Source organism: Streptomyces sp. NPDC006487 (assembly GCF_042870555.1).
Classification (GTDB): domain Bacteria; phylum Actinomycetota; class Actinomycetes; order Streptomycetales; family Streptomycetaceae; genus Streptomyces.
This window is the reverse complement of record NZ_JBIAHN010000021.1, coordinates 63,385-82,276: the sequence shown is the minus strand read 5'-3', so window position 1 is coordinate 82,276 and position 18,892 is coordinate 63,385. Positions and strand designations below refer to the sequence as shown.

The window sequence follows — 18,892 nt, the reverse complement described above, 5'->3', positions numbered from 1 at the left end:
GCGGCCGTCAGCCCATGGAGGCGACGCCGGACGCGTACGCGGTGTCGCACACCGGCCGCGCGAACGACTGGGCCTTCGTGGGCCCGTAGGCGTCCACCGCCGCCCGCCCGAGGGCGCGGGCGATGCCCACGCAGTGCTCGGCGAGGGACGGCCGCCGGTCGACCTCCTGCTGGAGGTGGGTGAGGACGTCACCCGGCTGCTCGCCCTGCTGGATCTCGGTCAACAGCTTGTCGCGCAGCACGTCCTGGGCGGCGCGCGGCTTCGCGGGGACGGAGACGTCCTCGGCGGACGCGGTCAGGATCTGGGAGGGGGTGTTGTCCGCCCAGGGGACCATGGTGACCGCGAGGGTCCCGGACAGGACCAGGACGACGGGCAGGACCAGGGCGAGGGATCGGCCGATACGGCGGGCAGTGTGGGTCACGAGGGCGAGAGTAGCGCTCGGTGAAGATATGGCGACATTTAGTCACCCGGTCGGGGGATGGTTCGACGTGGCTTTTCGAATTAAGGGTTGACGCTTGGGGCCGAATGGCCCGATCTGCCGGAACTCGCACCGGACTTCGCATCCGGCCTCGCGCCGGAACTCGCGCCGGAACTCACGCCGAAGGGGCGCCCCTTGACGGGACGCCCCTTCGACGACTGCGTGCGTTCGGGTCAGCCGGAGAGGCGGGCACCCGAAGACGTGGAGAAGACGTGGATCTCGTTGCCGCGCGGCACCACGTGCAGCGTGGAGCCCTTCTCGGGCACCTGGCGGCCGTTCACGCGCACCACGATGTCCTGCGAGCCCTCGGAGTGCGAGGTCGAACCGTAGACGTACCCGTCGGCGCCCAGCTCCTCGACGACGTTCACGGTGATTTCCAGGCCGCCCGTCTCGCCGATGTCGAAGTGCTCGGGGCGCACGCCCACGGTGACCGTGCGGTCGCCCGCGTCGGCGGCCGCGGTCAGGGCCTCGCGCGACACCGGGACGACGCTGTCGCCGAACTTCACGCCGCCGTCGGTGATCGGGACCTCGACGAGGTTCATGGCCGGCGAGCCGATGAAGCCGGCGACGAAGAGGTTCGCCGGGCGGTCGTACATGTTGCGGGGGGTGTCGACCTGCTGCAGCAGACCGTCCTTCAGCACCGCCACGCGGTCGCCCATCGTCATGGCCTCGACCTGGTCGTGGGTGACGTAGACCGTGGTGATGCCGAGGTCGCGCTGGAGGGCCGCGATCTGGGTACGGGTGGACACGCGGAGCTTGGCGTCGAGGTTCGACAGCGGCTCGTCCATGAGGAACACCTGCGGCTTGCGCACGATCGCGCGGCCCATCGCCACGCGCTGGCGCTGACCGCCGGAGAGCGCCTTCGGCTTGCGGTCGAGGTACTGGGTCAGGTCCAGCATCTTCGCCGCGTCCTCCACCTTCTTGCGGATGGTGGCCTTGTCCTCGCCGGCGATCTTGAGCGCGAAGCCCATGTTGTCGGCGACGGACATGTGCGGGTAGAGCGCGTAGTTCTGGAACACCATCGCGATGTCCCGGTCCTTGGGCGGCAGGTGCGTGACGTCGCGGTCACCGATGCGGATGGCACCGCCGTTCACGTCCTCCAGGCCGGCCAGCATGCGCAGCGAGGTGGACTTGCCGCAGCCGGAGGGGCCGACGAGGACGAGGAACTCGCCGTCCGCGATCTCCAGCTCCAGCTGGTCGACGGCGGGCTTGTCGCCGCCGGGGTACAGACGGGTCGCCTTGTCGAAAGTGACAGAAGCCATGGTGATGAATCCCTTCTACCGGCAGGAACGTGCCGGACGATCCGAGTGGAAGGTCTAGTCCAGTGACCTGGACTCGGTCGACGCTACCCGCCCGAGCCGCTCCTGTCAGCACCTGGACGGGAGTGAGTTCCAGGGCGTTTCCACACGTCGGGGCAGGCTGTCAGAGGCGGCTGCTTTGATCACGGCCATGACCATCTACGACGTGACCCGCGCGCTGCCCGACATTGCGACGCTGCGCGACCGCTGCCGGGCGATGGCGGCGCTGGAACTGGTGATCAGCGGCGAGGAGGACGACGGCTACTTCGCCTACGACCCGGAGTGGGGCCCGGGCGAGGAAGCGGCACTGATGGACAACGGCTCCGGCGACGACTACGCGATCGTCTTCACGGCCGCGGGCGTCTTCGGACACGGCTTCGACCACGAGTCGGTCATGAGCCCCTGGGCGGACACCGGCGACGAGGACGGCCGGCCGGGCCTGACCGACGGCATACCCGAGGCCTTCCGGCCGTACCTCACGGAGCCGGCGTTCTGCGTGGACGGCGTGCTCAACGCCACCGCCGTCTTCTGGCGCGAGACCGGCGACACCCAGTGGCGCGCGGGCCGGGTGGAGTTCCCGGAGGGCAGGCCCGACGCGGACGGCGCGGACTACCTCTTCGAGCTCCTCGTGGCCGGCACCCCGGAGGCCTACCGCGACTTCGCCGAGGACTACTACGAGACGGACCTCCCCCTGGAGGCGATCCGCCACGTCTGGGAGCTGCGCCCCCTGACGCAAGCCGTGGTGGACGCACTCAACCCGGGGCTGCCGCTGGCGGCGGTGGAGCCGAGGGTGGCCCGGGCGGGGTATCCGGGGGTTTGAGGGTGGGTAGAGCAACCCGCTTTTGACTTGGAGGGACCAGAGTCCCGTTCTTTCGGCCTTGCGGGGCAGAGCGCTTGACTTTTGACCCTGGTGTCGCCCTCGCGGGCGACGCTTCCTGCTTCACCGTCCGCTGCCGACCGGTGCAGCCCTGAGGGATGCACCGGGCGGTCTGACGCGGACTCCACAGGCTTGAAGACCGACAGCCCGTCGGCCTGTTGCGTGTGCACGGCCTACGCGGTCATGACGCACTCCCGTAGTTCCGATGCGCGGATGAGGGCAGGCGGGGCCTTGCACGTCCTGCAGCCACGGGGTCTCCGGGGCCCGGCGCCAGCCGGTCAGCGCGCGGGAGGTCTCGGCGAAGCCGAGGGGGCGGGCGAGGGGTTGCGGACGCCGGAAAGTTCTTCGCGGCGGGGTCTGGCGGCTGTGTAGAGTGAAGGCGATTCTGTGCGCTGTGCAGTGTCACGTGTGCCGCCTTAGCTCAGTTGGTAGAGCGCCGTACTTGTAATACGAAGGTCGTCGGTTCGATTCCGACAGGCGGCTCTAATCCCAGGTCAGAGGCATGTTGGCCAGGTGGATTCGAACGAAAGCGGAAGGCCCCGGGTGATCACCCGGGGCCTTTTGCATGCCCTCAGTGGCGGCCCGAGATGCGGTCTGCCAGGCGGGCCAGGGGGGTTGTCGTGGGGGTGTGGGTGGTGGATTCGCGGCGGTCCGCTTCGCGGTAGGCGGCGTAGAGGGCCTGGACGCCGAGCCAGCGGAAGGGTTCCGGCTCCCAGCGGCGGACGCGGTGGTTGACCCAGGGGAGGGTCGTGAGGTCCGTGCGGTCTCCCAGGACCAGATCGCGGAGGGTGCGTGCCGCGAGGTTGGCCGTGGCCACGCCGGAGCCCACGTAGCCGCCGGCCCAGCCGAGGCCCGAGGCCGCGTCCAGGGTGACCGTGGCGCACCAGTCGCGGGGGACGCCCAGGACGCCCGACCAGGCGTGGGTGATCTCCACGCCGGTGAGGGCCGGGAAGAAGGACTCCAGGAGGTTCGTGAGGGCCGTGATCGTGGCGGGCTGGGTGCGGCCGTCGTTGTCGGTGCGGGAGCCGTAGCGGTAGGGGACGCCGCGGCCGCCGATGGCGATGCGGTCGTCGGCCGTGCGCTGGGCGTACATGTAGGCGTGGGCCATGTCGCCGAGGGTGGAGGCGTCGGACCAGCCGATCTGGGACCACGTCTCCGGGGGGAGGGGGGCGGTCGCGATCATCGAGGAGTTCATCGGGAGCCAGGAGCGCTTCTGGCCCTTGAGGGCGGCGGTGAATCCCTCGGTGCAGCGCAGGACGTAGGGGGCGCGGACGGTGCCGTACGGGGTGAGGGCGCGGCGCGGTGCGATCTCCGTGACGGGGGTGGACTCGTGGATGACGACGCCGAGGCGTTCGCAGGCGGCGGCCAGGCCCTTGACCAGTTTGAGGGGGTGGATGCGGGCTCCGTGCGGGGTCCAGGAGGAGCCCACGGCGTCCGCGACGTTGATGCGGGCGCGGGTGTCGGTGGCGTCGTAGAGCTCGCGGTCCGTTTCTCCGAAGGCGAGTTCGGCGGTGTGGAAGGCCTTGAGGCGGGAGAGCTGGGCGGGGGTGCGGGCCACTTCGAGGACTCCGCCGCGGTGGATGTCGGCGTCGATGCCTTCCTTGGCGGCGGTGTCGATGACCTCGGTGACGGTCTCGTTCATGGCGTGCTGGAGGCGCTGGGCGGCCTGGTGGCCGTGGAGGGCGGCGTAGCGGTCGCGGCCGGCGATGCCGTTGTAGAGCCAGCCGCCGTTGCGGCCGGAGGCTCCGTAGCCGCAGAACTTCTGCTCCAGGACGGTGACGCGCAGGTCGGGGGCGGCGGTCTTGAGGTAGTACGCGGTCCACAGGCCGGTGTAGCCGCCGCCGACGATGACGACGTCGGCCGTGGTGTTGCCGGTGAGCGGGGCGCGGGGTGGGTGTGCGGGGGCGGTCTCGTCCGTCGCGTACCAGAAGGAAATTCCGCCGTTGATCGTCATGGGGGAGTTGGTACACGGGGTTTTGGCCGGGTGTCCAGGGGCGTGACGTCGGGTTTTGGGGGCTGAGGGGTGGCCGGATGGCTGATGTGGGGGTGTGGATTGCTCCTTAGGGTGGGGCGGGGATTTTGTCAGGTTTTTTTGTGAGAGGTACTGGTTCGTATGGCGCGGGTTGTGGTGGCAGGGCGGCTGGTCGCGGCGGTCGCGTCCGTGGCCCTGTTGGGTGGGGCGGTCGTCGGATGCGGTTCCGGGGCGGGTGCGGGGAAGGCCGTGGCCGCCTCCGAGGTTCCGGTGCGGACCAGCCCGATCGCCGGACGGCTCGCGGGGCTGCCCACGGCGGTGGACGGGGCGAAGATCGTCGTGGGGAGGGCGGACGCGCCGCGTACCGCGCAGGTGCTGGTGGATCCCAAGTGCGGTTACTGCGCGCGGTTCGAGGAGGCCGGTGGTGAATCGCTGCTGAAGCTGGCGGTGGCCGGTCAGGTGAAGATCGAGTACCTGCTGGCCTCGTTCCTGGACCGGGGCGGGGCGAGCGGTTCGGTGAAGGCGGTCAACGCGCTGCGTGCGTCGGCGGACTGCGGGAAGTTCGCGGAGTTCCATGCGGCGGTCTTCGCCAGTCAGCCCCAGGGCAAGTTCACCGACGAGCTGCTCCTGAGGATCGCGGACCGGGTGCCGGGGCTGCGCGGGGCGGAGTTCGACGCGGCGGTGAGGGAGCAGAAGTACAAGGGGTGGGTCGCCGAGGCGGAGAAGGGCTTCGAGGCGACGGGTGCGCAGGCGACGCCGTTGGTGCTGGTGGAGGGGGAGCCGGTCGGGTCGAAGGACGGGTCGCTGTTCGATGCGGGGGCGTTCACGCAGGCGTTGAAGGGTGTCGGGATCGGGGCCGCGGCCCGGGGCCTGTAGCGGCCCGTGGGCCTAGGGTCGGGCCATGGACGGTGCTACGGCGGGTGCGGCGGGCGGCGCGGGTGCGGGCGCCGGTGGTTCGGGCGGCTCGGGTGGTCGTGGGTTCGGCGGGGTTCCCGCACGGTTCGCGCGGGCGCAGGTGCGGGACGACGGCGCGGCGGGGCGGGAGTTCGTCGAGGCGCTGCCCGGGCGGGTGGCCGCTTTCCTGGAGCGGTGGGAGCTACGGGTGACCGGGCCCGGGATGCACGGGGAGACCGCCCTGGTGCTGCCGGTGGTGCGGGCCGACGGGACGGCGGCGGCACTGAAGTTGCCGGCGCTGGACGAGGAGAACGCGGGGGAGGCGCTCGCGCTGCGCGCGTGGGCCGGGGAGGGCTGCGTACGGCTGCTGGCGGACGATGCGGAGACCGGCACGCTGCTGCTGGAGCGCCTCGACGAGAGCAGGCACCTGTCGGCGCTGGCCGTACGGGACTCCGGGCGGGCGGTGGAGGTCGTCGGAGGGTTGCTGGCGCGGCTGACGGCGGTGCCGGCGCCGGCCGGGATGCGGCGGCTCGGGGACGTGGCGGCGGCGATGCTGGAGGCGGTGCCGGGGGCGTTGGCGCGGCTGGGGGACGGCCGGGAGCGGGGGCTGGTCGCGGATTGCGCGGCGGCGCTGGCGGAGGTGGCGGGGGAGCCGGGGGACCGGCTGCTGCACTGGGACCTGCACTACGACAACGTTCTGGCGGGCGGGCGCGAGCCGTGGCTGGCGATCGATCCGAAGCCGCTCGCCGGTGATCCGGGATTCGAGTTGCTGCCGGCGCTGGTCGACAACTTCCGTGCGCGGGAGGTGCGGTGGCGCTTCGAGTCGCTCGCGGAGGCGGTGGGGGCGGACCGGGAGCGGGCGCGGGCGTGGACGCTGGGGCGGGTGCTGCAGAACTGTCTGTGGGACGTGGAGGACGGGGACCGGCCGGCGGCGGTGCAGCTGAGGGTCGCGGAGTCGCTGTTGGGGCGGGGCGGAGGCAACGGGCCGGGCTGAGGCAACGGGCCGGGCTGAGGCAACGGGCGGGGCCGGCGCGGTGACTCGTAGGGTGCAGGCATGATCCGTAGCGCCGTCGTCAGCGACGTACCCGTCATCCACGCCATGATCCGCGAGCTCGCGGAGTACGAGAAGGTGCCGCACGAGGCGCGCGCCACCGAGGAGCAGTTGCGGGAGGCGCTCTTCGGGGAGCGGCCGGCGGCGTTCGCGCACCTCGCGGTGACGGAGGAGGGCGAGGCGGTCGGGTTCTCGTTGTGGTTCCTCAGCTTCTCGACGTGGCGCGGGGTGCACGGGATCTATCTGGAGGACTTGTACGTCCGCCCGGGCGTGCGCGGCGGTGGCCACGGGAAGGCGCTGCTGCGCGAGTTGGCGCGGATCTGCCGGGAGCGCGGGTACGAGCGGCTGGAGTGGTCGGTCCTGAAGTGGAACGAGCCGACGATCGCCTTCTACGAGGCCCTGGGTGCGCGGCCGCAGGACGAGTGGTCGGTGTACCGGCTGACCGATGGGGCGCTGGCGGAGCTCGGGGGCGCGTAGGTCCGGCGGGCCGGGCCGGGGGCCTCAGGGTTCCAGGACGACCTTGCCGGTGGTGGCCCGGGTTTCCAGGTCGTGGTGGGCGGCGGCGGCTTCGGCGAGGGGGTAGCGCTGGAGGGCGGGGCGCAGGCGGCCGGTGGCGGCTTCGGCGAGGGCGCGGGTTTCGAGGAGGCGCAGGGGGTCGTCGCCTCCGGCGCGGCGGAGCATGGCGGGGCCGAGGACGTGCTGCGTGGTGATGCCGCGGGCGTCCAGGCCGGCCTGCTCGGTGTCGGTGAGGGAGAGGGGGCCGCCGGACCAGCCGAAGACGAGGTGGAGGGCGCCGTCGCGGAGCAGGCCGAGGGCGGTGCGGGCGACGGCGCCGCCGACGGAGTCGAAGAGGACGGTGGCGCCGTCGGGGTGGTGGGCGCGGAGGGTGTCGGCCCAGTCCGGGGTGGTGTAGTCGAGGGCGAGGTCGGCGCCGTTGGCGGCGGCGCGGGCGGTTTTGGCGGGCCCGCCGGCGAGGGCGACGACGGTGGCTCCGGCGTGCTTGGCGTACTGGACCAGCAGGGTGCCGATGCCGCCCGCGGCGGCGGGGACCAGGGCGACTGAGCCGGGGCCGAGCTCGGCGAACCCGAGGATGCCGAGGGTGGTGCGGCCCGTGCCGATCATGGCGACGGCGGTGGCGGGGTCGAGGCCGTCCGGGACGACGTGCAGTCGGGCGGCGTCGGCGACGGCGTACTCGGCGTAGCCGCCGGGGGTGAATCCGAGGTGGACGACGACGGTCTGCCCGAGCCATCCGGTGTCCGTGCCGGGGCCGAGTGCGTCGACGGTGCCGGCGACTTCGCGGCCCGGGACGGTCGGCAGCTCGGGCAGGGGTGCGGGCGGGCCCTGGACGCCGCGGCGCAGGGCGGTGTCGAGGAGGTGGACGCCTGCGGCGGCCACGGCGATGCGGACCTGGCCGGGGGCGGGGACGGGGCGGGGGACGGACTCGTAGGTGAGGTTCTCGGCGGGGCCGAAGGCGTGGAGGCGGACGGCGCGCATGGCGGCGGGGGCGGTTGGGGTGTGGGCCGGGGTGGTGGCCGTGGTGGTGGTCATGGGGACAGGTTCCGACCTCAAGCGGGGTTGAGGTCAAGGGTTTGTCGGTGGGGTCGGCCAGGATGGGGGGATGGCGCGAAACGGGCAGCAGCAGACGGTGAAGGCGGCGCGGCGGCCGGAGGTGCGGTTGCCGGAGCTGAGCGGGTGGGAGGACGCGGGGCCGGGGCTGGAGCCGGACGGGGACTACGACGGGCTGGAGCTCGTCGAGGTGGATCTGGCGGGCGGGGACGGACGCGGGGCCCGGTTCATGGACTGCGCGCTGCGGCGCTGCGTGCTGGACGAGACGGGGCTGGCCAAGGCGCGCATCCTGGACTCGGTGCTGGAGGGCGTCCGGGGGGTGGGGACGGACCTGTCGGAGGCCTCGCTGCGCGATGTGGAACTGCTGGACGCCCGGCTGGGCGGGGTGCAGCTGCACGGGGCGGTGCTGGAGCGGGTGCTCGTACGCGGGGGCAAGATCGACTACCTGAACCTGCGTACGGCGCGGCTCAAGGACGTGGTCTTCGAGGGGTGCGTGCTGGTGGAGCCGGACTTCGCGGGGGCCGTGCTGGAGCGGGTGGAGTTCCGGGACTGTGAGCTGCGGGCGGTGGACTTCACGGGGGCGCGCATGGCGGACGTGGACCTGAGGGGGGTCGCGGAGCTGGAGATCGCGCGGGGGGTGGACGCGCTGGCGGGGGCGGTGATCAGTCCGGCGCAGCTCATCGGCCTGGCGCCGGCGATGGCCGCGCAGCTGGGGCTGCGGGTGGTCCCGTAGCGGGCGCCGTCAGGCTGGTCACGGGTACGGCCAGTGCGGGTCGTTCCAGCGGTCGGCGTCGTGGAGGCCGAGCAGCCGCACGGTGTGGAGGACCTCTTCGGGGGCGCCGTGGGCGCGCAGGCGTGCGGGCGCCCGGCCGGCGAGCCAGTCGGTCAGTTCCACCCGTACGGCTTCCGTCTCCTCGTCCGACCAGACGAACCACGTCGACCAGGGGAGTGCGTCACACAGGAGGTCCCGTTCCCATGCGTCGACCGTGTCGGCGAGGTGCTGGTCGGCGACTGGATGGCGCAGGTCCTCCCAGACCGCCAGCCAGGGGCCGATGGCGCCGGAGGCTTCGGCGCACAGCGGGAGGAGTTCGTGCACGGGGACGGCGGGGTCCGGGGTGAGGAGGGTGTGGGTCCACCAGGCGTCCAGGAACTCCCGTACGGCCGCGCTCTGCGGTGCGGGCCACTGCTGCCATGCGCCGCGGTGGAGCTGGGTGCCGACCCGGTCGATGGCCCAGGCGTGGGCGCCGAGGCCGCCGGTCAGTTCGCGGGCGAACTGCGGCAGGACGCGGCGCAGCACGGCGCCGTGGTCGCTCCAGTCGGGGGCGCTCCAGGTGCGGTACAGGAGGTCGGGGTCGAGGTCCGTGCCGGGGAGCTTCAGCAGGGCGAGTTCCTCCGGGCTGCCCCAGTGGCAGTCGCACTGGCGCTCGTCGGCCCGGGCGGTCATCCCGCGGAAGGTGGCGGCCAGGTGGGCCAGTGCGCGGTCGAGTCGTACGCGGGCCCCGGCCGCGGCGGACATCGCGGGGGCGGCGTGTTCGGGGTCGGTCATGGTCGGCGGTGCCTCACGGGGACTCCAGGCCGTCCCGACCCGAAGAGTGCGACCCTACCGGCCGGTCGCTCCCGGCGGCCCGGCGGCCCGGCGGGGTGTGGCCCGTGGGGTGGCCGGTCGTGGGGCAGCGGGTCAGGCCGGGACTCGGGGGAAGCGGGACTGCAGGGTCCAGATGACCGGGTTGTCGCCCAGGCCGTCGTGCATGTCGACGAGGTCCGCGATCACGTCGTGCAGGAAGTCCCGTGCTTCGCGGCGCAGCAGGCGGTGGCTGAAGGTGAGGGGGGCTTCCTCGGACGGCATCCAGTCGGCCTCGACGTCGACCCACCCGAAGCGGCGCTCGAAGAGCATGCGGTCCGAGGACTCGGTGAAGTCGATCTCGGCGTACTGCCGGTTGGCGGCGCGGCTGCCGCGGGGGTCTTGGTCGAGCTGCTCGACGATGTCGCACAGCGCCCAGGCGAAGTCCAGGACGGGCACCCATCCCCAGGCCGTGGACACTTCCCGGTCCGCGTTGGTGTCGGCGAGGTAGACGTCCCCGCAGAACAGGTCGTGGCGCAGCGAGTGGACGTCCGCCGAGCGGTAGTCGGTCTGCGGGGGGTCGGGGAAGCGCCGGGAGAGGGAGTAGCCGATGTCGAGCACGTATCCGATGGTGTCACGTGCGGGGCGGGGGGTCTCCCGCGCGGCCTGACGGGGGGTCCCGTACGGCGCCCCGCGGGCGGTGCGGGCGCGCGGATCAGAGTTCCTGATGCCCCCCGGGGGTGTCGGGTCCGCCGGATTAAGCTCGGCGCGTCCGGGGGGTCGTGGCGAGAGGGGACGGGCGTGGGGGGAGCCGGGGGGCAGGGCGAGGCCGTGGCGGCCGGGGTGCTGCGGGAGCGCGACCGGCTCGCGGCCGAGCTGCACGACACCGTGGCCCAGGGGCTGACCAGCATGCACCTGCTGCTCGACGCGGCCGACCGGGAGTGGACCCGGGAGCCGGGGCGGGCCCGGCTGCTGGTCCGGCAGGCGGCCGCCACGGCGCGCGAGAACCTTGCCGAGGCCCGGCGGATCATCCGTGACCTGGCTCCGGCCGAGCTGGAGCGGGGGGCCCTGGCCGATGTGCTGCGCGAGCTGTGCGCCGGGGAGGACGGGGCCCGGTTCCGGCTGGAGGGCGAACCCCGGCCGGTGCCGGGCAGGGTCGAGGGCGCACTGCTGCGGGCGGCCCAGGGGGCCCTGGCCAACGTACGCCGGCACGCGCGGGCCTCGGTCGTCGTGGTGACGCTGACCTACCAGCCGTACGTACTCGCCCTGGACGTGTGGGACGACGGCGTCGGGTTCGACCCGGCCGCGGTTGCCGGGCACGGGCATCCGGGCGGGCACGGGCATCCGGGCGGGGACGGGCTGCGGCTGCTGCGCCGCCGCATCGCGTACCTGGGGGGTACGGCCACGGTGGAGAGCAGCCCGGGTGGGGGAGGGACGGTGGTGTCGGTCTGCGTGCCGGTGCCGGTGCCGGTGCCGGCCGCGGAGACGGAGGCGAGAGCGGTGCCGGGGTCGCGGTCGGGATGACACCGGTCCGGATCCTTCTGGTGGACGACCATCCCGTCGTGCGGGCGGGGCTGCGGGCGCTGTTGGGCGGGTGTCCCGAGTTCGAGGTGTGCGGGGAGGCCGCGGACGGGGGCGCCGCCCTGCGGATGGTGTGCGAGCTGCGGCCCGAACTGGTGTTGATGGACATCCGGATGGGTCCGGGGATGTGCGGGGTGGAGACCACGCGGCGGATCGGGCGGCTGCCCGCGCCGCCCCGGGTGGTCGTGCTCAGCAGCTACGAGTCCGACGCGTACGTCGTACGGGCCGTCGAGGCGGGTGTGGCGGGGTACCTGCTGAAGGGGTCCCCGCCCGACCTGCTGTTCCAGGCGCTGCGGACGGTGGCGGCGGGGGAGTCGGCGCTGTCGCCCTCGGTGGTCTCGCGGCTGATGAGCCGGTACCGGGCGCCGAGTGCGGCGCTGACGGCCCGGGAGACCGAGATCCTGGAGCTGATCGCGACGGGCCGCTCCAACCGGGAGATCGGCTCGGCGCTCTTCATCAGCGGGACCACGGTCAAGACCCACCTCGTGCACGTCTACGAGAAGCTCGGGGTGGAGAACCGTACGGCGGCCGTGCGCGCGGCCGTCGACCGGGGGCTCATCGGGCTGGAGTGACCCCGGGTGGCCGCGTCAGGCGCGTCAGGCGCGTCAGCGGCTTCAGTGGCGTCAGTTCGGGTAGTTGATCGGGACCGCCGTGCCGTTGTACTGCCAGAGCGGGGAGAAGACGCGCTTGCGGATCTTCCAGACGCCCGCGGACTTCACGTACTCGTCGCGGTAGCGGATGCCGCGTACGACGACGGTCTCCGGGGCGGTGGCGGTGGCCGGGTACACGAGCTGGGCGGTGGCGTGGCTGTCGCCGGTCGCGGTGTAGCGGCCGGTGACGCGGACGAGGGCGTTGGCTGTGACGTGGGTGGAGTACCCCCAGGCCGCCGCGCCGTCGAGGTTGGCGACGACCGCCTCGATGCCGGATTTGACGATGCCGGCGGTGCCGTCGGGGTGGGCCATCACGGTGAGGACGGCGTCGTCGGTGAAGAGGGTCCGGAAGACCGTCTTGTCCTTGGTGTCCACGGCGAAGAGGTAGGTCTCCAGCAGCCGGTTGATCGCCAGCTCGTCCTCCGCCGAACCGGCCGGGCCGGGGCCGTAGGAGGCGGTCGACAGCTCCTCGGAGGAGACGGCGGTGGAGGCGGCCGTGGCGGGCGCCGTGGAGGCGAGTGCCCCGAGCCCGGCTACGGCGGCGCCGGTGCCCAGCATGGTCAGCATGCGGCGGCGTTCCGGGACGAAATCGGTGGTCGGCATGGCGGGTTCCTCTCGACACGGCTGGTGGCGCCCGGGCCGGCTCGGGTGGTCCGGGCACTGACGAGCCTGTCGTGTGGCCGCCCGCGGGGGATCGGCGCGGCGTACGAGCGCGATCTCGTACGGATGGACGATGCCGACGGCCCCCGCCTCAGGGAAGGAGGCGCTGCTCCTTGGCCACCGAGACCGCGCCCGCGCGGGTGTCGACGCCGAGCTTGTCGTAGATGCGGCCCAGGTGGGTCTTGACGGTGGCCTCGCTGATGAACAGGGCGCGGGCGATGTCCCGGTTGCCGAGGCCGCGGGCGAGCTGGCCGAGGATGTCGAGCTCACGGTCGGTCAGGGTGGGCCGGGTGCCGCGCATGTGGGCCATCACGCGGCTGGCCACGGGGGCGGAGAGCGTGGTGCGGCCCTGGGCGGCGGAGTGGATCGCGGCGAACAGCTCCTCCGGGCGTTCGGCCTTCAGGAGGTAGCCGGTGGCGCCCGCGCCGATGGCCCGGGTGATGTCCGCGTCGGTGTCGTACGTGGTCAGGACCAGGACGTGCGGGGGGTTCGGGGCGGCGGTGATGCGGCGGGTGGCCTCCACGCCGTCGATGCCGTCGCCGAGCTGGAGGTCCATCAGGACCACGTCGGGGCGGAGTTTGGCCGCCAGCGCGACCGCCTCCTCGCCGCTGCCCGCCTCGCCGAGCACCTCGATGTCCGGCTCGCTGCCGAGCAGGGCCAGCAGTCCGGCGCGGACCACGACGTGGTCGTCGCAGAGGAGGATGGTGGTCGCCTTCTTGGCGGCCGGGTTCTCGTTCGGGGTCATGGGGTGGGCTCCAGGGGGATCGACGCCGACAGGACCGTGCCCTCGCCCGCGGTGGATTCGATGGTCAGGGTGCCGCCGAGCTGGCGGACGCGGGCGCGCATCGCGGGGAGGCCGTGGCCGCGTTCCCCGGCGGCGGGACGGGTCTGGGTGAAGCCGTGGCCGTCGTCGGCGACGTCCAGGACGACCTGGTTGCCCAGGAAGCTCAGGGTGAGGGCCGCGGTACGGGCCCCCGAGTGCTCGCGTACGTTCGCCAGCGCTCCCTGCGCGATGCGCAGCAGCGCCTGCTCCGCGCGGTCGGGGAGGGGGACCGGTGCGCCCTCCAGGTGGAAGCGGACCTCGATGTCCGGGCCGCCCGCGTCCAGCGCGCGCAGGGCGTCGGGGAGGCCGGCGCCGCCGGCGAGTTCGGGCGGCGCGAGGTCGTGCACCAGGCGGCGGGCCTCGGCGAGGCCGCGGGCGGCGATGTCGGTGGCGGTGCGGACGTGCGCGCGGGCGGTGCCCGGGTCGGTGTCCCAGGTGCGGTCCGCGGCTTGGAGGAGCATCTGCTGGCTGGACAGGTGCTGGGCCAGGGTGTCGTGGATCTCCATCGAGAGCCGCTGGCGTTCGGCGAGGGTGCCGGCGCGGCGTTCGGTGGCGGCCAGTTCCCGGCGGGTGCGGATCAGGTCGTCGATCAGGGTGCGCTGGGCCGTCGCCTGGCGCTCCATGTGGACGAAGACGGCGGTGGCGAGCGCGGCGACGGCGGGCGGGGCGAGCAGCAGGTTGGGGTCGAAGGGCTCGGAGCCGGAGGCCTGGGCGAGGCGGAGCTGGGCCGCTACGACGAACACGGTGAGCAGGGCCACGAGGACGGTGGCCGCGCGGGGCGGGAGGGTGCGCAGGGCCGTGTAGAAGAGCGGCACGGCGCACCAGGCGAAGCTCGGCGCGAGGACGACGAGGACCACCCAGACGGCGACGACCAGACCGAGCCACAGGAGGCGGCGCAGGGTGGGGGCGGCGCCGAGGGCGGGGCCCAGTACGTAGAGCAGGGCCAGGGTGATGCCGAGGGCGATGATCCACGGGGTGCGGGGTTCGCCGGGGTGGCGGAGGAGGAAGCGGGCCACGGAGGCGCCCAGGAGGAGGAAGAACGCGGTGTGCATGACCGTGGACAGGGCGCGGGTGTCTTGGGGTGGTGGGGTGGTTGCCGGGCTCGGCGGGGCCGCCGGTGGCGGGGGTGCCGGGCCCGGCGGGCTCGTCGGGGGCGCGGTGGTCACGGGGTGCTCCTGGGGTGGTGCGGTTTGTCCATGGTGCCGGTTTGGTGTGTGGTGCGGGTGGGTGGCGCTGCGCGGGGCCGTCCCCTACCCACCCTTCCACCGTTCCCAGGGCTCCGCCCTGACCCGTGGGGTCCAGGGCTCCGCCCGGAACCCCTGGGGCTCCGCCCCAGACCCCGGTCCTCAAACGCCGGACGGCTGGATTGAGCCCCGGACGGCTGGAAGGGGCTCGGGGAAGGGGCCCGACAGGCTGGAAGGGCCAGGTAAGCGTCCCGGCGGGTCGGGCCGCATCAGCCGATCGGTTGACCCCCGGGTCAACCGGTGGGGGTCGGCTTCGGAGCCGGTACGGGGACGGGGTGGAGGGGATGGCGGGGCGAGGCTTGGAGCAACGGCAGGACAGCCCGCCGTGCCGACGTTCACAGGAGCAGCAGACATGAACACCCGCACCCGCGTTCTCACCGGTACCGCCCTCGCCGTCGTCCTCGGCGCCGGAGCCCTCGGCGCCGTCAGCGCCAACGCGGCCCCGGCCTCCGCTCCGGCCTCCGCCACGGCCGCCGTCGCGAAGAAGGACGGCGACAAGAAGAACTTCACCACCTCCACGCACCTCACCATCGACGCCGCGACCCGCGCCGCCCAGGCCGCGCTGGACGCCGCCGAGAGCGAGAACCAGAAGGTGACCGTCGCCGTCGTCGACCGCAACGGCAACACCATCGTCACGCTGCGCGGCGACGGCGCGGGCCCGCAGTCCTACGAGTCGGCGCAGCGCAAGGCCTACACCGCCGTGTCCTGGAACGCCCCGACCTCCGTGCTCGCCGGCCGCCTCGCGCAGACCCCGAACCTGAAGGACATCCCCGGCACCCTCTTCCTCGGCGGCGGCACCCCGGTTCAGGCCGAGGGCGCCCCGGTCGCGGGCGTCGGCGTGGCCGGCGCCCCGAGCGGTGACCTGGACGAGAAGTTCGCCAAGGCCGGCGTGGACGCCCTCGCCAAGTAGCAAGGAGCAAGGAGAGGGGTGAAGCGCCGCGGGACGTAGTCTCGGACGCGTGGATCACCGCTTTCTCTTCCGCCTCGCCGCCCCTGCCGTCGCCGCCCTGCTCGCCCTCACGGGCTGCACGGGGGAGACCGTGCACGGGCGGCCGGGTGCGTCGGGGGTGCGCGACCCGTTCTTCCCCAAGGCCGGCAACGGCGGTTACCAGGTCGAGCACTACTCCCTGGACCTCGACTACGACCCGGCCGACGGGCGGCTGCACGCCACCGCCGTCATCACCGCCCGTGCCGAGCAGGGACTCAGCTCCTTCAACCTCGATCTGAGCGGACTCGAGGTGGAGGGCGTGAGCGTGCAGGGCGTCGGGGCCCGCTTCAACCGCACCGGCAACGAGGTGACGGTGCGCCCCGCCGAGGATCTGGAGCGCGGGGAGGTCTTCCGTACGGAGGTCGACTACTCCGGCCGGCCCAGGACGGTGACCGACCCCGACGGGTCGCGGGAGGGGTGGATCGTCACCCCGGGCGGCGAGGGCGCGGTCGCGGTCGGCGAACCCGTCGGGTCGATGGCTTGGTTCCCGGGGAACCACCACCCGAGCGACAAGGCCACGTACGACATCACGGTGACCGTCCCCCGGGGGTACGAGGCCGTGTCCAACGGCGAGCTGCGTTCCCGTACGGAGGACGACGACGGGCGGACGGTGTTCGCCTGGCACTCCGCGGAGCCGATGGCGAGCTACCTGGCGACCCTGGCCGTCGGGAAGTTCGAGGTGACGACCGGGCGGACCGCCTCCGGGATCCCCGTCTACACGGCGGTGGCGCCCGGCGAGGCGGCGGCGAGCGAGGCCGCGCTGGCGCGGCTGCCCGAGATGGTGGAGTGGGGCATCGGGCGGTTCGGCCCGTACCCCTTCTCCACGACCGGTGCGATCGTGCTGCCCGCGCACAGCCTCGGCTACGCGCTGGAGACGCAGACCCGGCCGGTGTTCTCGGGGGCGCCCGGCAGTGAGGAGCTGGTGCTGCACGAGCTGGCGCACCAGTGGTTCGGGGACTCGGTGTCGCCGAAGTCCTGGAAGGACATGTGGCTCAACGAGGGTTTCGCTACCTACGCCGAGTGGCTGTGGTCCGAGGACCACGGCGGGCCGAGCGCGCAGCAGCACTTCGACGCCTACCTCGCCGGGGACACCCGCGTCGACGGGGAGGCGGGCTCGGACTGGGGAGCCTTCCCGCCGGCCGCCCCGCGCAACGCGGAGGAGATCTCCGGGTCCCCGGTGTACGGGCGCGGGGCGATGGTCCTGCAGCGGATCCGGCAGGAGGCCGGCGACGAGAAGTTCTTCGCCCTGGTGCGCGGCTGGGCCGCCGAGCACCGGCACGGGAACGCGAGCACGGCCGACTTCACCGCCTACGCGGAGGAGAAGACCGGCCGTGACCTGACGGAGGTCTGGGACGTGTGGCTGTACGGGAAGGACCGTCCCAAGGCGCCCAAGGCGCTCAAGGCCCCGACGGCGCCGCGCACGCCCGAGGCCCCGAAGGCGCCGTAGCCCCGGCTACAGGGCCTTGCGCAGGACCGTGCACGGGCGGCCCGCCTCGCGGTCGGCGCTCCGGCGCAGGAAGTCGTAGCCCTGGGACTGCCAGAAGGCGAGGGCCTTCTCGTTGCCGTCGAGCACGGCGAGCCGTACGCCCGACCGTCCGGCGGCGCGGAAGCGGTCCTCGACCAGGGCGACCACGGTGCGGCCGTACCCCTCGCGGTGCGCGGTGGCGTCGATGAGCAGCAGGCCGATCCACGGGTCGGGGTCCTCGGACGCCGGATCCGGGTGTTGGGAGAGGGTGGCGGCCAGGCCGACGAGGCGTCCGGCGGAGCGGGCGAGGAGGACCTCGGCGCCCTGGTGGGCGAGCTCGTCGGCGAGGGCGGCGGCGACCTGCTCGACCGTGATGCGGCCGGGGTCGGGGAAATCGCCGCTGAGCTCGAAGAACGCGTGGTTCGTCGCGTAGAGCGTGGCGATTTCGGTGAGGACCGGGCCCGGCAGGGCGCCGTCCTCGAGGGGAGCGAGCGGCAGGAGGATCACGTCCCGAACGGTAGCGAAGCCCCCTCCCCGGACGGCCGGGAGGGGGCTTCAGCCGAGACGCGTCCGTGGACGCGGGCGCTCAGGATCAGACGTTGACGCCGAAGTCCTGGGCGATGCCGGTCAGGCCGGAGGCGTAACCCTGGCCCACGGCGCGGAACTTCCACTCGGCGCCGTTGCGGTAGAGCTCGCCGAAGACCATGGCGGTCTCGGTCGCGGCGTCCTCGGAGAGGTCGTAGCGGGCGATCTCGACGCCGCCGGCCTGGTTCACCACGCGGATGTAGGCGTTGCGGACCTGGCCGAAGTTCTGGCTGCGGGTCTCGGCGTCGTAGATGGAGACCGGGAAGACGATCTTGTCGACGTCGGCGGGCAGGCCCGCGAGGTTGACGTTGATGGCCTCGTCGTCGCCCGCGCCCTCGCCGGTGCGGTTGTCACCGGTGTGCACGATGGTCTGGTCCGGGGTGGACTTGTTGTTGAAGAAGACGAAGTGGCCGTCGGAGACGACCTTGCCGAGCGCGTTGACCGCGATGGCGGAGGCGTCCAGGTCGAAGTCGACACCGGTGGTCGTGCGGGTGTCCCAGCCGAGGCCGACGGTGACGGCCGCGAGGCCCGGGGCCTCCTTGCTGAGCGAGACGTTTCCGCCCTTGGAGAGGCTTACTGCCATGGTGACTGGTGTCCCTTCCTAGTCTCACTTGGTCTCACTTGTCGTATCGACCGTGAGAGTGCCCAAGTTACCGCTGTCCTTCATAACGCGGGGAGAGGGGCGCCGGGTTCCGCATTCGGGGAAATGTCCGCGATGCGGGCGGAAATGCGGGTGACGGGGCCCCTGCGGGCACGGATCATAGGGGGCATGCCTGGTCCCTATGTCATCCGCGGTTCGGTCGTGCTCCCCGAGGGCGAGCTCGCCTGGCGCTTTTCGCGGTCCTCCGGGCCGGGCGGCCAGCACGTGAACACCTCGGACTCGCGCGTGGAGCTGCTCTTCGACGTCGCGGCGACGAAGTCGCTGCCCGACGTGTGGAAGGAGCGGGCGCTGGAGCGCCTCGCGTCCCGGCTGGTCGACGGGGTGGTGACCGTACGGGCCTCCGAGCACCGCTCGCAGTTCCGCAACCGGGAGATGGCGCTGGTCCGGCTCACCGCGCTGCTGGCCGAGGCCACGGCGCCGCCGCCGAAGGCGCGGCGGGCGACGAAGATCCCCCGGGGCATCAACGAGCGGCGGCTGCGCGAGAAGAAGGCCCGCGGCGAGACCAAGCGGGGCCGCAACGCGCGGGACTGGTAGCCCG

At 73.0% G+C, this 18,892-nt stretch carries 21 protein-coding genes and 1 tRNA gene; 11 read left to right on the top strand and 11 right to left on the bottom strand.

The features are described 5' to 3' along the window. Positions 1–7 precede the first annotated feature (7 nt). The gene (locus tag ACFYM0_RS32350; protein ID WP_388507611.1) at positions 8–421 is read right to left on the bottom strand and encodes a hypothetical protein; all 414 of its coding nucleotides are present in this window, start codon (positions 419–421) and stop codon (positions 8–10) included. A gap of 230 nt (positions 422–651) precedes the next feature. Continuing rightward, the gene (locus tag ACFYM0_RS32345) at positions 652–1,740 is read right to left on the bottom strand and encodes an ABC transporter ATP-binding protein (protein ID WP_388507608.1); all 1,089 of its coding nucleotides are present in this window, start codon (positions 1,738–1,740) and stop codon (positions 652–654) included. Positions 1,741–1,927: 187 nt separating this feature from the next. Between ACFYM0_RS32345 and ACFYM0_RS32340 the strand changes: the two genes are divergently transcribed. After that, positions 1,928–2,596 carry a hypothetical protein gene (locus tag ACFYM0_RS32340; protein WP_388507606.1) on the top strand — a complete coding sequence of 223 codons (669 nt, stop codon included), beginning with the start codon at positions 1,928–1,930 and terminating at the stop codon, positions 2,594–2,596. A gap of 467 nt (positions 2,597–3,063) precedes the next feature. Further along, positions 3,064–3,136, top strand: a tRNA-Thr gene (locus ACFYM0_RS32335). Between the two features lie 88 nt (positions 3,137–3,224). Here the strand turns inward: ACFYM0_RS32335 and ACFYM0_RS32330 are convergent. Beyond that, a complete protein-coding gene (locus ACFYM0_RS32330; protein WP_388507603.1) occupies positions 3,225–4,607 on the bottom strand; it encodes an NAD(P)/FAD-dependent oxidoreductase in 1,383 nt (460 codons plus the stop codon). A 159-nt stretch (positions 4,608–4,766) separates the two neighbouring features. Between ACFYM0_RS32330 and ACFYM0_RS32325 the strand changes: the two genes are divergently transcribed. The 3 genes from ACFYM0_RS32325 to ACFYM0_RS32315 are packed head-to-tail and all read left to right on the top strand — an operon-like array spanning position 4,767 to position 7,047. Then, the gene (locus tag ACFYM0_RS32325; protein WP_388507601.1) at positions 4,767–5,501 is read left to right on the top strand and encodes a DsbA family protein; all 735 of its coding nucleotides are present in this window, start codon (positions 4,767–4,769) and stop codon (positions 5,499–5,501) included. Positions 5,502–5,526: 25 nt separating this feature from the next. Next, positions 5,527–6,513, top strand: coding sequence for an aminoglycoside phosphotransferase family protein (locus ACFYM0_RS32320; protein ID WP_388507599.1), 987 nt, complete (start codon positions 5,527–5,529; stop codon positions 6,511–6,513). A 60-nt stretch (positions 6,514–6,573) separates the two neighbouring features. Continuing rightward, complete coding sequence (locus ACFYM0_RS32315) at positions 6,574–7,047, top strand: GNAT family N-acetyltransferase (protein WP_388507597.1); 474 nt, start codon at positions 6,574–6,576, stop codon at positions 7,045–7,047. A gap of 24 nt (positions 7,048–7,071) precedes the next feature. On the opposite strand, the gene ACFYM0_RS32310 is transcribed toward ACFYM0_RS32315, so the two are convergent. Continuing rightward, positions 7,072–8,064, bottom strand: coding sequence for a zinc-binding dehydrogenase (locus ACFYM0_RS32310; protein ID WP_388507798.1), 993 nt, complete (start codon positions 8,062–8,064; stop codon positions 7,072–7,074). Positions 8,065–8,188: 124 nt separating this feature from the next. On the opposite strand from ACFYM0_RS32310, the gene ACFYM0_RS32305 reads away from it, so the two are divergent. Then, positions 8,189–8,869, top strand: a complete 681-nt coding sequence (locus tag ACFYM0_RS32305) for a pentapeptide repeat-containing protein (protein ID WP_388507594.1) — start codon at positions 8,189–8,191, stop codon at positions 8,867–8,869. Between the two features lie 18 nt (positions 8,870–8,887). Here ACFYM0_RS32305 and ACFYM0_RS32300 read toward each other — a convergent pair whose 3' ends face one another. Continuing rightward, positions 8,888–9,682 (bottom strand): hypothetical protein, encoded by a 795-nt coding sequence (locus ACFYM0_RS32300; RefSeq protein WP_388507592.1) that lies wholly within the window; start codon positions 9,680–9,682, stop codon positions 8,888–8,890. Positions 9,683–9,814: 132 nt separating this feature from the next. Beyond that, complete coding sequence (locus ACFYM0_RS32295) at positions 9,815–10,318, bottom strand: hypothetical protein (protein WP_243339590.1); 504 nt, start codon at positions 10,316–10,318, stop codon at positions 9,815–9,817. Between the two features lie 180 nt (positions 10,319–10,498). Between ACFYM0_RS32295 and ACFYM0_RS32290 the strand changes: the two genes are divergently transcribed. Then, a complete protein-coding gene (locus ACFYM0_RS32290) occupies positions 10,499–11,221 on the top strand; it encodes a sensor histidine kinase (protein ID WP_388507589.1) in 723 nt (240 codons plus the stop codon). Beyond that, positions 11,218–11,850, top strand: a complete 633-nt coding sequence (locus ACFYM0_RS32285) for a response regulator (RefSeq protein ID WP_388507587.1) — start codon at positions 11,218–11,220, stop codon at positions 11,848–11,850. The genes ACFYM0_RS32290 and ACFYM0_RS32285 overlap by 4 nt, the downstream gene beginning before the upstream one ends. A gap of 51 nt (positions 11,851–11,901) precedes the next feature. Here ACFYM0_RS32285 and ACFYM0_RS32280 read toward each other — a convergent pair whose 3' ends face one another. The 3 genes from ACFYM0_RS32280 to ACFYM0_RS32270 all read right to left on the bottom strand — a co-directional run bounded on the left by ACFYM0_RS32280 (position 11,902) and on the right by ACFYM0_RS32270 (position 14,463). Beyond that, positions 11,902–12,531, bottom strand: a complete 630-nt coding sequence (locus ACFYM0_RS32280) for a nuclear transport factor 2 family protein (RefSeq protein WP_388507585.1) — start codon at positions 12,529–12,531, stop codon at positions 11,902–11,904. 148 nt (positions 12,532–12,679) lie between these two features. Then, on the bottom strand, positions 12,680–13,333 hold the full coding sequence (locus ACFYM0_RS32275; RefSeq protein ID WP_388507583.1) for a response regulator: 654 nt from the start codon (positions 13,331–13,333) through the stop codon (positions 12,680–12,682). Then, a complete protein-coding gene (locus ACFYM0_RS32270; RefSeq protein ID WP_388507795.1) occupies positions 13,330–14,463 on the bottom strand; it encodes a sensor histidine kinase in 1,134 nt (377 codons plus the stop codon). Before ACFYM0_RS32270 ends, ACFYM0_RS32275 begins: the two co-directional genes overlap by 4 nt. A 544-nt stretch (positions 14,464–15,007) precedes the next feature. Here ACFYM0_RS32270 and ACFYM0_RS32265 point away from each other — a divergent pair. Both ACFYM0_RS32265 and ACFYM0_RS32260 read left to right on the top strand, forming a co-directional pair. Further along, positions 15,008–15,565 carry a heme-binding protein gene (locus tag ACFYM0_RS32265; protein ID WP_388507580.1) on the top strand — a complete coding sequence of 186 codons (558 nt, stop codon included), beginning with the start codon at positions 15,008–15,010 and terminating at the stop codon, positions 15,563–15,565. 49 nt (positions 15,566–15,614) lie between these two features. Continuing rightward, positions 15,615–17,090 (top strand): M1 family metallopeptidase, encoded by a 1,476-nt coding sequence (locus ACFYM0_RS32260; protein WP_388507577.1) that lies wholly within the window; start codon positions 15,615–15,617, stop codon positions 17,088–17,090. A 6-nt stretch (positions 17,091–17,096) separates the two neighbouring features. Here the strand turns inward: ACFYM0_RS32260 and ACFYM0_RS32255 are convergent, their stop codons facing one another. Then, positions 17,097–17,615 (bottom strand): GNAT family N-acetyltransferase, encoded by a 519-nt coding sequence (locus ACFYM0_RS32255; RefSeq protein ID WP_388507575.1) that lies wholly within the window; start codon positions 17,613–17,615, stop codon positions 17,097–17,099. An 85-nt stretch (positions 17,616–17,700) separates the two neighbouring features. Further along, on the bottom strand, positions 17,701–18,276 hold the full coding sequence (locus ACFYM0_RS32250; RefSeq protein WP_250744549.1) for a TerD family protein: 576 nt from the start codon (positions 18,274–18,276) through the stop codon (positions 17,701–17,703). Between the two features lie 186 nt (positions 18,277–18,462). Here ACFYM0_RS32250 and arfB point away from each other — a divergent pair, with 186 nt between their 5' ends. Beyond that, positions 18,463–18,888, top strand: a complete 426-nt coding sequence (arfB, locus tag ACFYM0_RS32245) for an alternative ribosome rescue aminoacyl-tRNA hydrolase ArfB (RefSeq protein WP_243339524.1) — start codon at positions 18,463–18,465, stop codon at positions 18,886–18,888. The last annotated feature ends 4 nt before the right edge of the window (positions 18,889–18,892 follow it).